Source organism: Mycobacterium sp. E183, assembly GCF_001667735.1.
GTDB lineage: Bacteria > Actinomycetota > Actinomycetes > Mycobacteriales > Mycobacteriaceae > Mycobacterium.
This window is the reverse complement of the sequence record NZ_LZJN01000156.1, coordinates 61137-73326: the sequence shown is the minus strand read 5'-3', so window position 1 is coordinate 73326 and position 12190 is coordinate 61137. Positions and strand designations below refer to the sequence as shown.

15 protein-coding genes are annotated in these 12190 nt (G+C 68.9%); 4 read left to right on the top strand and 11 right to left on the bottom strand.

Going from position 1 to position 12190, the window contains the following annotated elements:
* Nucleotides 1–738, top strand: coding sequence for an acyltransferase (locus A5691_RS18315; protein ID WP_067751167.1), 738 nt, complete (start codon nt 1–3; stop codon nt 736–738).
* A 37-nt stretch (nt 739–775) separates the two neighbouring features.
* Here the strand turns inward: A5691_RS18315 and A5691_RS18310 are convergent, their stop codons facing one another.
* From A5691_RS18310 to A5691_RS18295, 4 genes are all read right to left on the bottom strand, one after another.
* Nucleotides 776–1327: a DUF4333 domain-containing protein gene (locus tag A5691_RS18310; RefSeq protein WP_067751161.1), complete on the bottom strand. Its 552-nt coding sequence runs from the start codon at nt 1325–1327 to the stop codon at nt 776–778.
* 133 nt (nt 1328–1460) lie between these two features.
* Nucleotides 1461–2789 carry a deoxyribodipyrimidine photo-lyase gene (locus A5691_RS18305; RefSeq protein WP_067783215.1) on the bottom strand — a complete coding sequence of 443 codons (1329 nt, stop codon included), beginning with the start codon at nt 2787–2789 and terminating at the stop codon, nt 1461–1463.
* A gap of 3 nt (nt 2790–2792) precedes the next feature.
* Complete coding sequence (locus tag A5691_RS18300; protein ID WP_067751149.1) at nt 2793–3272, bottom strand: TspO/MBR family protein; 480 nt, start codon at nt 3270–3272, stop codon at nt 2793–2795.
* Nucleotides 3269–5368, bottom strand: coding sequence for an MMPL family transporter (locus A5691_RS18295; protein ID WP_067783218.1), 2100 nt, complete (start codon nt 5366–5368; stop codon nt 3269–3271). The genes A5691_RS18300 and A5691_RS18295 overlap by 4 nt, the downstream gene beginning before the upstream one ends.
* 158 nt (nt 5369–5526) lie before the next feature.
* Between A5691_RS18295 and fni the strand changes: the two genes are divergently transcribed.
* Both fni and A5691_RS18285 read left to right on the top strand, forming a co-directional pair.
* Nucleotides 5527–6552 carry a type 2 isopentenyl-diphosphate Delta-isomerase gene (gene fni / locus A5691_RS18290; protein ID WP_156675586.1) on the top strand — a complete coding sequence of 342 codons (1026 nt, stop codon included), beginning with the start codon at nt 5527–5529 and terminating at the stop codon, nt 6550–6552.
* A gap of 11 nt (nt 6553–6563) precedes the next feature.
* Nucleotides 6564–7814 carry a glycosyltransferase gene (locus tag A5691_RS18285; RefSeq protein WP_067784884.1) on the top strand — a complete coding sequence of 417 codons (1251 nt, stop codon included), beginning with the start codon at nt 6564–6566 and terminating at the stop codon, nt 7812–7814.
* Here A5691_RS18285 and A5691_RS18280 read toward each other — a convergent pair.
* The 6 genes from A5691_RS18280 to A5691_RS18255 all read right to left on the bottom strand — a co-directional run bounded on the left by A5691_RS18280 (nt 7811) and on the right by A5691_RS18255 (nt 11481).
* The gene (locus tag A5691_RS18280) at nt 7811–8392 is read right to left on the bottom strand and encodes a MarR family winged helix-turn-helix transcriptional regulator (protein ID WP_067890390.1); all 582 of its coding nucleotides are present in this window, start codon (nt 8390–8392) and stop codon (nt 7811–7813) included. The two genes, A5691_RS18285 and A5691_RS18280, sit on opposite strands and share 4 nt — an antisense overlap.
* A 141-nt stretch (nt 8393–8533) precedes the next feature.
* Complete coding sequence (locus tag A5691_RS18275) at nt 8534–8869, bottom strand: DUF3140 domain-containing protein (RefSeq protein ID WP_067751119.1); 336 nt, start codon at nt 8867–8869, stop codon at nt 8534–8536.
* A gap of 3 nt (nt 8870–8872) precedes the next feature.
* Nucleotides 8873–9088, bottom strand: coding sequence for a DUF2945 domain-containing protein (locus A5691_RS18270; protein ID WP_067751116.1), 216 nt, complete (start codon nt 9086–9088; stop codon nt 8873–8875).
* A 12-nt stretch (nt 9089–9100) separates the two neighbouring features.
* Nucleotides 9101–10585, bottom strand: coding sequence for a DUF2867 domain-containing protein (locus tag A5691_RS18265; RefSeq protein ID WP_068016352.1), 1485 nt, complete (start codon nt 10583–10585; stop codon nt 9101–9103).
* 4 nt (nt 10586–10589) lie between these two features.
* Entirely contained in the window at nt 10590–11012 is a 423-nt protein-coding gene (locus A5691_RS18260; protein ID WP_067751113.1) for a hypothetical protein, read from the bottom strand.
* Between the two features lie 175 nt (nt 11013–11187).
* Nucleotides 11188–11481, bottom strand: a complete 294-nt coding sequence (locus A5691_RS18255; protein WP_067751110.1) for a lipopolysaccharide assembly LapA domain-containing protein — start codon at nt 11479–11481, stop codon at nt 11188–11190.
* 102 nt (nt 11482–11583) lie between these two features.
* Here A5691_RS18255 and A5691_RS18250 point away from each other — a divergent pair, with 102 nt between their 5' ends.
* Nucleotides 11584–11832 carry a hypothetical protein gene (locus A5691_RS18250; RefSeq protein ID WP_067751107.1) on the top strand — a complete coding sequence of 83 codons (249 nt, stop codon included), beginning with the start codon at nt 11584–11586 and terminating at the stop codon, nt 11830–11832.
* On the opposite strand, the gene A5691_RS18245 is transcribed toward A5691_RS18250, so the two are convergent.
* Complete coding sequence (locus tag A5691_RS18245) at nt 11822–12181, bottom strand: DUF2784 domain-containing protein (protein ID WP_231969175.1); 360 nt, start codon at nt 12179–12181, stop codon at nt 11822–11824. The genes A5691_RS18250 and A5691_RS18245 overlap by 11 nt on opposite strands.
* Between the last annotated feature and the right edge of the window lie 9 nt (nt 12182–12190).

Here is a 12190-nt window from a genome sequence, read left to right as displayed (position 1 = left end):
ATGACGAGCATGTGGGGCGCACCGGTCCACCGCCGCTGGCGGGGATCGAACCTGCGGGACCCGCGCCAGGCCAAGTTCCTCACGATGGCCTCGCTGCGATGGGTGCTGCGCAACCGCGCATACACACCGTGGTACCTGGTGCGCTACTGGCGGCTGCTGAAGTTCAAGCTGGCCAACCCGCACATCATCACCCGCGGGATGGTGTTCCTGGGCAAGGGCGTGGAGATTCATGCCACGCCCGAACTGGCGCAGCTGGAGATCGGCCGGTGGGTGCACATCGGCGACAAGAACACCATTCGGGCCCACGAAGGCTCGCTGCGGTTCGGCGACAAGGTGGTGCTGGGCCGCGACAACGTCATCAACGCCTACCTCGACATCGAGCTCGGCGACTCGGTGCTGATGGCGGACTGGTGCTACGTCTGCGACTTCGACCACCGGATGGACGACATCACCCTGCCGATCAAGGATCAGGGCATCGTGAAGTCACCGGTGCGGATCGGGCCCGACACCTGGGTGGGTGTGAAGGTGACGGTGCTGCGCGGCACCGCGGTCGGGCGCGGCTGCGTGCTGGGGTCACACGCGGTGGTCCGCGGCGTGATCCCCGACTACTCCATCGCGGTCGGCGCGCCGGCCAAGGTGGTCAAGAATCGCCAGCTCGCCTGGGAGAGCTCGGCGGCCCAGCGGGCCGAACTGGCGGCCGCGCTGGCCGACATCGAGCGCAAGAAGGCCGCTCGCTGATCAGACGGCGGTGACCCCGCAGTGCCCGGCTTCGCCGCTAGGACGCCGGTTCCGGGTGGTCATCGACCTTGAAGTCGAAGTTGACGTCGCCGGCGTCGACGTTGGTGACGGTCACCGCGATGCCGTATTTGTCGGTGCCGTCGACGAGTTGGCACCGCAGCGTCGCGCCCTGAACGCCCTTCAGGTTGTCGGGGCAGGTCACCGAGTCGGGCTTTCTGCCCACCTGCTGGGCCAGCTTGTTACTGATGATGCTGGCGACCTGGTTCTTGTCGACCGTCTCGACCATGTCGAACTTGACGTCCTTGCCGTCCACGCTCGTCACGGTCACGTTGACGTTGAACGTCTGGTTCTTGACCTTCATCTCGCAATTGAGTTGCGCCCCAACCTTCGCCGGCAGGTCGTTCGGACAGTTCACCGAGTCGGGCTTGTTGCCGGCGGCGTCGGTCAACTTCGAGGTGATCTGACCGGCGACATCGCTCTTGCTGACCGAGTGCGACGAACCGACGGAACACGAACAGGCGGTCACGCCGGCCAGCAAGCCCGCGGCGGCACCGGAGGCCAGCAACGTCCGAACGATGAAGGGTGTCATGTAGCGCCTCCCGAGCGGCTTGACAACTGTGAATCGGCTGATAATTGCATGCCAACCAGCTTCGGGGCGGGCGATTGAGCAAACATTCACGCACGCGACAATTCCGTGCCGCGCCCGCGTCCTAGCCCGCGGGTCAGATGCTCTGATAACGCCGCAGCGCCTCGGCGCGCTCGGCGCCGTGGTCGACGATCTCGGCGGGGTAGCCCGCCGGCCGTCGGCCCTTGCGCAGGTGCGCGTCGTCCACGGAGCGCAACTCGGGCACCCACCGCCGGATGTAATCCCCGGACGGATCGAACTTCTCGCCCTGGGTGGTCGGGTTGAACACCCGGAAGTACGGCGCGGCGTCGGTGCCGCAGCCCGCGCACCACTGCCAGCCGTGCTGGTTGTTCGCCATGTCGCCATCGACCAATTGATCCAAGAACCACTCGGCGCCCCACTGCCACGGCAGGTGCAGGTCTTTCACCAGGAAGGAGGCGACGATCATCCGCACCCGGTTGTGCATGTATCCGGTCTCCCGAAGCTGACGCATTCCCGCGTCCACCATCGGGAAGCCGGTCTCGCCGGCCTTCCAGGTTTCGAAGCGGCGTTTCGCCTCGGCGCCGCTGTCGGTGGGGATGCCGTCGAATTGACGGTTCCAGTTGTGCCAGGCGCTGGCCGGCCAGTGGTGTAACACGTCGGCGTAGAAATCGCGAAACGCCAACTCGCGCAGGTACGCCTGGGCCCCGCCGTGACGGAGATCGAGGTTGGCGACCATGGTTCGGGGGTGGATGCTGCCGAACTTCAGGTATGCCGACATGCGGCTGGTGCCGGGTAGGTCGGGGCGGTTCCGCTCTTCGGCGTAACGCTGTAACCCGTTGTCGACAAACGACTTCCATTGCTTGCGCGCCGCGGTCTCGCCCGCTTCGAGATCGAGCGTGGCGCCGGGATCGGGGATCTCGGCCCGGTCGATCCGCAGTCGCGCCGGATCGAGCCAGCGGGCCGACGCGGCACCCGATTTCGCCGGCGGCCGCCAGCCGGACTCGCGCCATTGACGCAGGAACGGTGTGAAGACTTGGTAGGGCGAGCCGTCCTTCTTCGCGACGCGGCCCGGCGAGACCAGATACGGCGAACCCGTGGCCACCAGTGGGACCGAATCCAGTGCCGCACGGACCTTTTCGTCACGGCGCTTGCCGTACGGCGCGAAATCGTCGGAGATGTGCACCGCCGATGCGGCGATCTCCTTGGCGATGCGCGGGATCACCTCGTCGGGCCGCCCGCGGGTCACCAACAGCCGGCCGTCCAGGTCGTCGTGCAATCGCCGCAGCGAGTCACCGAGAAACTGCAGCCGGCGCCGGCCCGAGGACGCCTCGAGTTTCGGGTCCAGCACGAAGCAGGCGAGCACCTCGCCGTCGTCGGCCGCGGCGTTGAGCGCGGGATGGTCACCCAACCGCAGGTCGCGACGAAACCACAAAAGCGTCGGCATGATTCAGCGGTTCAGTCGCCAAACGTGGGTGGCCAGGACGGTCGCGAAGGAACACCACAGCGGGTACGCCGACAGGGCCAGGCCGGCCCGCGCGTCGGCCTGCGCCGCCCGCCGTGCGAGGTCTGCGCTGCTGGCCGTCAGCACGGCGGCGCCGACCGCCGACGCGCCCAGTTTGTGGAAACCGAAGAAGAGCCAACTCCATCCGGCGTTGAGAACCAGGTTCACGCCGAGCGCCGCGGCGTAGCGGCGCGCCTCGTCCTCCCGTCCCGCCGCCCGCAACCGGTCGATGGCCTCCGCCGATGTGACCGCGATGTCGGTGTAGAGGGAGGTCCATGCCACCGGAAAGGCCACGTTGGGGGGCTGGTACGGCGGCTTGCGCAGCCGCGCATACCAGGACGGAGCGGCCTTGGCGTTGGCGACGCTGCCGGTCACCGCGGCGGCGGCGACGGCGAGGCTGGTGGCGGCGAGGGTTGACGTTTTCAAGGGATGCTCCGTTCCGGTTGGTTTTCTGCCTGTGCTGCAGTGGCTTTGGCGGGTCTGGGGGCCGAGGGCCACCAGATGCGGTCGCCGAGGAGGGCGAACAGCGCGGGAATGACCAGTGTGCGGACCACGAACGTGTCCAGCAGGATGCCCAGGCCGACGATGATGCCCAACTGGGTCAGCACGATCAGCGGCAGCACGCCGAGCACGCAGAAGACGGCGGCCAAAACTATTCCCGCACTGGTGATGACGCCGCCGGTGGCCGACACCGCTGCGACCATGCCGGCGCGTGCGCCACGTTCCGCGGACTCTTCGCGGGCGCGGGTGACGAGAAAGATGGTGTAGTCCACGCCGAGTGCGGCCAGGAACAGGAAGGCGAACAGGGGTGTGCTGTTGTCCAGCGCCGGGAAGCCGAAGATGTGGCTGCTGGCCCAGCCGCCCATGCCGAGCGCGGCGAGCGCCCCGAGGATCGTCGCCGTCAGCAGTGTGGGAGGGGCGAGCGCGGACCGCAGCAGGGCATAGAGCACGACCAGGATGACCGCGAGTATCGCCGGAATCAGCAGATGCCGGTCATGGGTGGCCGCGTCGCGGATGTCGAGCGCCTGCGCGTCCGCCCCACCCACCAGCGCGGACGGGCTTGCCGACTTCGTCGTATCACGAAGTGCGGCAATGATTTCGAATGCCCTGTCGGAGGACGGTGGGGCGTCGATCACCACCGACCATTTCGTCAGGCCCGACGGGGAGCGGCCCGATTCGTTCGCCGACACCACGCCGGGGGTCGCCCCGATGGCCTGCGCGACCGGCGAGTCGGTGGGGGCGATGACGAGCGTGGGGTTCGCCAGGCCGGCCGGAAAATGCGCCGCGACGATGTCATAACCGGACACCGAATCCGCGTGGACGCGGAACTGCTCGGTCTGCGACAAGCCGATTCGTGTGCCGAGCAGGCCGGTGGCCAGCGCCACCAGGCCCGCGATCGCGACGGCCGCGACCAGCGCCGGGCGCCGGTTCACCCATTCGCCGATGCGTTGCCAGGACGTCGAATCCGCGGTGGCGGTGCCTTCGGGCCGGGGGATGAAAGGCCAGAACAATCGCCGTCCGCTCAGCGCCAGCAGGGGCGGGAGTATCACCAGGGCGGACACCGCCGCGACCACCAGCCCGCAGGCCGCAAGCGCGCCCAGGCTGCGGGTGCTCGGGGTCGAGGCGAACAGCAACGTGAGCAATGCCAGCACCACCGTGGCGTTGCTGGCGACGATCGCCGGACCGGCCATCCGCACGGCGCGGCGCAGCGCATCTCGATGGTCGCGATGGCGCCCAAGCTCCTGCCGGTATCGGGAAATCAGCAGCAGCGCGTAGTTGGTGCCCGCCCCGAAGACCAGCACGCTGGTGATCCCGGACGTGGCCCCGTCAAAGCTCAGCCCGGTCAGCGGCGCCACCGCGGTGCCCACCGCCGCCGCGACCCGGTCGGCGAAGCCGACCACCAGCAGCGGCACCAGCCACAGCACGGGGGAGCGGTAGGTGGCGATCAGCAGCAACGCGACCACCGATGCCGTCACGGCGAGCAGGGTGACGTTGGCATTGGTGAAGGCGCCGGCGATGTCGGCGCCGAACGCCGGGCCGCCGGTGACGTGGGCCGCCAGCTGCTCCGGCAGGCCGGTGGCGGCGGCCTTGCGCAGCTTGGCGACCGCATCGGTCAGGGCGAGCCCCGAGAGGTCGGCGCTGACCGGCACCACCGAGATGGCCGCCTTGCCGTCGGCCGACACCCGCGCTGGCGTCGCTGGGGTGGCCCCGCCCGGCGGGGCGGCGGCCTGCATCCGCTCCCGAGCGGCTTGGGCGGCGGTGACTTCGGCGGCGTCAAGCGCGGCGCCATCGGCGCGGCTGACCACCAGGATCAGCGGGACCCGGTCTCCCCCGGGGAACTGGCGGGCCATGGCGTCGACCTTCGCGGAGTCCGAGCCGGTCGGCACCGACAGCGGCGCCTGCCCCGCCGCCGCGTTGGCGCCGACCAGCGCCATGAAAACGCCACCGAGGAGGACGGCGGCAAGCGCGAGCAACCACGAGCGCCGTCCCGTCACGGCCGCGGCCACGCCATCCCACACCACGATGTGAAGTCTTTCAGTGTGTTAAACATTAATCAACTGAAATTACGCACCGTTGCACATTGCCGGTACGCAACAAGGGGCACTATGGACATTATGGATGCGAGCGGGCGCGGCGTTGTCGCGCCGGGGTGCCTGCCTTGACGGCAGATCGGACGCCGATGACCAACCGCAAGCGGCGGCACATCGACGTCTGCCTCGCGGAGCCGGTCAACTACGAGCACGTCACCACCGGGCTGGAGCGGTACCAGTTGCCGTACAACGCCCTGACCCAGACGAGCCTCGACGACATCGACCTGTCGACCGAATTCTTCGGCGCGGACCTGCGCTTCCCGGTCCTGATCGGCGCGATGACCGGCGGTGCCGAGTTGTCGGGGACCATCAACAGGAATCTGGCCGCGGCCGCTCAGCAACTCGGCATCGGGATGATGCTCGGCTCCCAGCGGATCATGCTGGACAGTGCGCTGGGCGAACGGGCCGCGGCCAGCTTCACCGTCCGCGACGTGGCCCCGGATGTCTTGCTGTTCGGCAACATCGGCCTGGCCCAACTGACGAAGGCCGCCGTGCCCGACCTGGCAAAGGCTTTGGAGCGGGTGGGCGCCGATGCGCTTGCGGTGCACACCAATCCGTTGCAGGAGGCGATCCAGCGCAACGGTGACACCGACTTCTCCGGCTCGTTGGCCCGGCTGCGGGACGCTGCCGACGCGATAGAATGCCCGGTGCTGCTCAAGGAGGTCGGTCACGGCATCGGCGGGACGGCCGCCGCGGAATTGGTTGGGGCCGAGGGGAATCTGCCGGTCGCCGGCATAGACGTCGCGGGCGCCGGTGGCACCTCGTGGTCGCGGGTCGAGCAGTTCGTCCGCTACGGCGAGCTGCGTTATCCCCACCTGGCCGACTGGGGCATCCCGACGGCGCGGGCGATCGTGGAGGTGCGTGAGGTGCTGCCGGACATCCCGCTGGTGGCTTCCGGCGGGATCCGCACCGGCATGGACGCGGCCAAGGCGCTCGCATTGGGAGCCGATGTCGTGGCGGTGGCACGACCTTTGCTGCCGGCCGCGATCGATTCCGCTGCGGCCGTTGTCGATTGGCTGCAGCCGTTCATCGATGAACTTCGCGTCTGCCTGCACGGCTGTGGCGCAGCAACCCTTTCCGCCCTGCGCGCGGTCGACCTGACTCCCGTCCCATAGCTGGGTGCGACATGGCGGTGATACTGGCCTATGGATCGCCGGCCCTGGGCCACCTGTTGCCGGCCGGCGCCCTGCTGACCGAACTCGCCGGCCGCGGTCATGAGGTGCATGCACGCACCATGGCGGGTGGCGTCGCGACGATGCGCGCGGTCGGCGTCCACGCCGAGCCGGTCGATCCCGCGATCGAGTCGATCGTCGGTGAGGACTGGCGCGCCCGAAACGCACTGGGAGTGCTGAAGCTGACCATCGATGTGTTGTGCCGGCGCGCGGCACTCGAAGTCGAGGATTTGCGACGGGCCGTGTCCGCCGTCCGGCCGGATGCGGTCATTGTCGACGCGAACTGCTGGGGGGCCATGTCGGCCGCGGAGGCAGGCGATACGCCGTGGCTGGTGTTCTCGCCGTTCACGCCCTACCTGCGGTCTCGCGGCGTGCCGCCGTTCGGTCCCGGGCTGCGCCCACTGCCGGGCATTCTCGGCGAACTGCGCGACGCCTCGGTGCGGCCGATCGTCCGGTATCTTTTCGACCGCCCAATGCTGCCGCGGGTCAACGAGATTCGCGCCGGGCTGGGGCTGTCGCCGGTCGTGTCGGTCGACGACTTCGTGCGGCGGGCACCGCTGTTGCTGGCCGTCGGCGGCGAGCCCTTCGAGTATCCCCACCCGGGATGGGCCGGTTTGGTTCACCACATCGGCGCGTGCGTGTTCGAACCCGCGCAGGCAACCACGCCTGAGTGGGTCGCTGACATCAACCGGCCGGTGGTGCTGGTGAACACGTCATCGATCAGGCAGCCCGACGCCGCCCTCGGACGGATCGCGTTGCGGGCGCTGGCCGACGAGCCCGTCCACGTGGTGGCGACGTTTCCGGCCGGCATCCCGCCGGACCTCCCCAAGCCGGCGAATGCGACCGTCTGCCGCTTCGTCCCGCACGCGGCCCTGTTGCGGCGGGCCAGCTGCGCCATCACCCACGGCGGGATGGGCACGACGCTGAAGGCCCTCGACCGCGGCGTGCCCGTCTGCGTCGTGCCGTTCGCGCGCGACCAGGCGGAAGTCGCCCGGCGTGTGGAGGTCGCTCGCTGCGGCACCCGGCTGGCGGCCAAGAGCCTCACGCCGGCGCGGCTGAGGGCGAAGGTGCGCGAGGCGACCACGATGACGGACGGCGCCCGCCGGGTGGCCGCCGGATTCGCCGCAACGGGCGGGGTGCGGCGCGGGGCCGAGCTGATCGAGCAGCGGGTGCTTGGCTCCGCGGCCCGTCGGCCGGTGTCCTAGGCGGGTTTGTCGCCGGTGTGCACCGGACGGCGGCGGGCCCTGCTGGGGCCGCGCTTTCCGTCCGTCTCCGGGGGTTCGGAGCCTGGGGTGGCGAGTTGCGCTTCGAAGGTGGACATCGCCGCCATCATCGCCTGGAAAACTCGGTGTGCGACGGTCAGATCGCGGTCGGGCACGTCGGCGAGGGCCTCGTGTAGGTGCGCGCCGAGGGGGGTGAAGAACGAGCGGGCCAGCGCCATGCCCGATTCCTCGTAGCGCAGCAGCGTCTTGCGCCGGTCGTCGGGATCCGGCTCGCGCCGCAGGTGGCCGGAGTCGATCATCCGGTCCACCAGGTACGTGATGGCGGCGGGCGACACGTCCAGGCGCTGCCGCAACTGCGCCGGCGTCAGCGGCGTTCCGGCCGTCTCGGCGACCATGATGTGCAACAAGGCGTGTAAGTCGGTGCCACCGACGTCGTTCTGGCGGGCGAAGTGTCGGCCGATGCGGTCCGATTGCGCCGTGAGTGCGCGCATGTCGGCCGACATCAACTTCTCGAGTTCGGCTCGGTCCATTCGCCGGTCTGCGGCGCCGCGCTTGGTCACTTATCGGTGTCCTTCTTGCGAGATTCGCCGACCAGCGTATCGGCGACCGCCACACGCGCGCCGCGAACCCCGATAAGTGTCTCGCATTTGCACCGGATTGGTCGGCGAACACGCGGACGCCGAGGGGACCGCCGTGCGCGCTCAGGACTTCGTCGGGTCGTGCCCCCAGTTCATCAGGGAGTACCGCCATGCGCTTTCGCGGATGTCGCCCTGGGGGCGTTGGGCCAGGTGGCGATTGGCGTAGCCGACGACCTTGCGCATGTGCGCGTACTCGTCGGGCCCGAGGTCGCTCCGTTTGGTCTTGAGTATCGCGACAATGCGGCGCCCACTGGCGTGCCCGGTCGACTCGTCGCCGCCCTGCCTCTGTCCCACGCGCTGTGATTCCTCGGTGGCGAGCCATTTTTCCAGCTCGCGAGCGGTCATGTTGACCGTCTTCTCGAAGCGGTCCCAGGTGGCTTTCTCGTCCTCGTCGGCCATCGATCAGTCCGCTCGGCGTAGCGCGCCCGGCTTGTGCACCGCGTCAGCACCCGTCTTGTCGCTGCGCACCCGGTACTGAGGCTCGTCCTTGGACGCCCGCACGGTGCGTCCGGCGGCTTCGGCGTCGGAGGTGATTTCGGCCTCCACCGTCCCGCGAACGGTGCTGCCGTGGCTCTTCCACTCGACCTTGTCGCCCTTGTGGAATTCCTTGTCGGTCATCTCGCTCTCCTTTCAACAGTGCGACGGAGCCGCCTCCCGGGTCACGCCGCCGCGTGCCGTGGCCGTGACGTCGCGCGCAATGCCGCCGAACACCACGTCGCGATACGGTGCCGACGTGTTCCAAAAAAGTTGCCCCGCAAGCCCGTAGGGCTGGAAGAGGGCCCGTTGGTGGTACCGGGAGCCGCCGTTGTCGTCAGCGCTCGCCGACAGCTCGAGCCACAGGCGCCCGGGCAGGGGGAGGTCGGCGCGCAATCGCAGCAGCCGAGGGGTGTCGATGCGCTCCACCCGCCACCAGTCCAGGGCCTCGCCCTCGTGCAACTTCTGCCCGTCGAGCGTCCGGCGCCGCGGCCGGAGGGCCCCGAGCGTGCCGTTGATCCATCCGCGCAAGGGCCATTCCAGGGGGAACGCCGACCAGTTGCGCTCGGCGACGGCGGTTTGGATGGCACGCCAGAGCGTCTCGGCGTCCGTGCGGCTATTGCGTTGACGCACATCCTCGTACAGCGATCCGCCCGACCATTGCGGGTCGGTCGGCAGCGGTCGGGAAGGCGCACCGTTGGTGTCGGCGCGGGACCACCGGGTGCGCAGGTCCTGTTCGCGCACGTGCGCCAGGGCAAGTTCGACGGCCTCTTCGTAGTGCGTCAGCCCGCCCTCGGGATCGGGGATGTAGCGGGCGATGTCGTGATTGGCGCACACCACGTCGTTTTCCAGCGACTCCATCAACGAAACGGCCAGCTGACGGGGGAGTGGGGTGAGCAGGTCCACGAACGGCGCCGACAGCCGCGGGCTCAACAGCGGCACCGGGACCGCGGGCCGCCGGGGCAGGCCCGCGATCACGGCGTATTTGCGGATCATCTCCGTGTAGGTGAAGCGGTCGGGTCCGCCGATGTCGAAAGGCCGGTTCACGTCGCAGGGCAACTCGGCCGCGTGCAGCAGGTAGTAAAGCGCGTCGCGCACGGCGATGGGTTGGACGCAGGTCCTCAGCCAGCGTGGGGCGACGATCAGCGGCAGGCGCTCGGTGAGGTACCGCAGCATTTCAAAGCTGGCCGAGCCCGCCCCGATGATGGCGGCCGCGCGCAACTCGACGGTCGGCACGCCCGAAACCCGCAGGAGCAGCCCCACTTGGGCGCGTGAGGCCAGATGGTCGGAGAGCCGCTGCCCGTCGGGCGTGATGCCGCCGACGTAGACGATGCGCGACAGGCCCGCCTGGTTTGCGCACTCCGCCACGTTGCGTGCGGCGCGCTGGTCGAAGTCGACGAAATCGGAGCGCATCAGCGAATGCACGAGGTAGTACAGGACCTGCTGACCGTCGAGTGCCCGCCGCACGGCGCCGGCGTCGATGACGTCGCCCTGAACGACCTCGACATCTGCCCGCCATGCAACGTCGCCGAGCTTGGCCGGGTCGCGCGCCAGCACGCGCACGGAGTGCCCGCTCGCGAGCAGCTGCGGGATGAGCCGCGTCCCCAGGTATCCCGTGGCGCCGAACACGACGCAATGCATCAATTCACTCCTTCGCCGAGTGGTCGTCGGGGGTGGCGGTGTGGGCGGGATGTCCCGCCGTGCGCCGGCGTTCCTTGAGCTGCGCTTCGTGGACATGGCGACGTCCTTCGGTGAGCCGGTCGCGCACCAGCCGCTCGATCTCGCGGAAACAGCGGTAGTAGCCGTCGTCGTAGTCGTCGACCACCTGGAAGGTCCACCGACCCGGTAACACGTTGCGCCCGACGAGTTCCCGGCTGATGTGCTGGGCCAGCTCGGCGTGTCCGATCTCGTTCAGCCGGGCCACCGCGTCGTCGAGTTGCAGGTCGGCGCGCCCGGTCAGCTGATGGAACGAATATAGGTGTCCGCGGGCGCGCTCGACGGTCTCCAGAGCCTCGGTGACTTTGCCCACCGCCTGCGCGACCGCATCACTTGTTCCGTTGTGGCCCATGAGTTCCTCCCGCCCTGTCGCTGTGGCATTCCCGGTGAAACCTGAACCGAATCGCCGCGAGGGGGTCTAGCCGCTTAATTTAATTAATATTTAAATTAGTGGTCAGACTGCGGACGCGCCAGCAGGCCGCATTGGGGAACGCTTTGCTGAGGAAGGGTTTTGCGCGCCGCGAGAATCAAAGCGCCTTGAGCTGCTTTTTGGCCGCCCTGCGCAGTTGGATCATCCGGGCGGCGCCGACGAGCACCGTCGTTGTGGCGCCGGCCACCGCCGACAGCAGGTAGCCAACTCCGACCGGCAGGTTCCAGTGGAAAGCGAGGAAGTGCACGGTTATCGAGTCCGTGTTCTGCGCGACGAAGATGAGCAGCACGATCAGGATCAGCAGGCCGACCACGAGGGCCCACCATGCGGCCGCTAGCCGGGTGAACGATCGCGATGACGGCTCGGCGGGATCGCGCGATTCAGTGCTCATGCTGGTGACTAGCCCCCAGCGCGGTGAGCCAAACCCGTTGAAGCGTGAAATCCTCTCGCGCGGTGGCGTTTGATTCGCCCGCTCCGGGGTATGAGAGCTGCGATGACTGTCAAAGAGATGCCGAGGCGCGTCTGGCGTGGCCGGCGCACCGTGGTGCGCCTGCAGCGCGACTTGTGGCTGGCGCAGCTGGCCCTCTGGCCGACCTTGATCCTCTCGGCCGTCGCGGTTTCGGTTGCCACGTGGGCGTTGTGGCAGCGCAAATCCCGTCGGCCTCAGCACGAAGCGGCGCCGCCCGTCACGGATTCGGCGGCCGCCGGCGGTCCCGCGGCACAGCCCGGCCTCAGCGGCTGACGCGCCGCTCGAACAGGCCCCAGGAGATGGCGGCCCATAGAAACGCGAATGCCTGCGCGACACCGACGCGGCCGGACGGCACCAGCAGGCCCGCGACATAGCGGTCGACGAACCCGGTGGTGGGCAGGGGATCCATCCCGGCGCGGCGACGCGCCCACGATTCCGCCGACGTCAACGGGCAGGGCAGCTTGAGCGCGACAACGGCGACGCCCCAGACGACGGCCGCCCGGTGCAGCACGATGGTGCGCGGCCAGCGCAGCGCGAGGAAGCCGCCGACCGGCACGTAGGCCAGGTAGGCGAGGTGCACGGCAACGGTCAGGACGACGGCGGCGACATACCCTTTCCGCACGGCGATTTC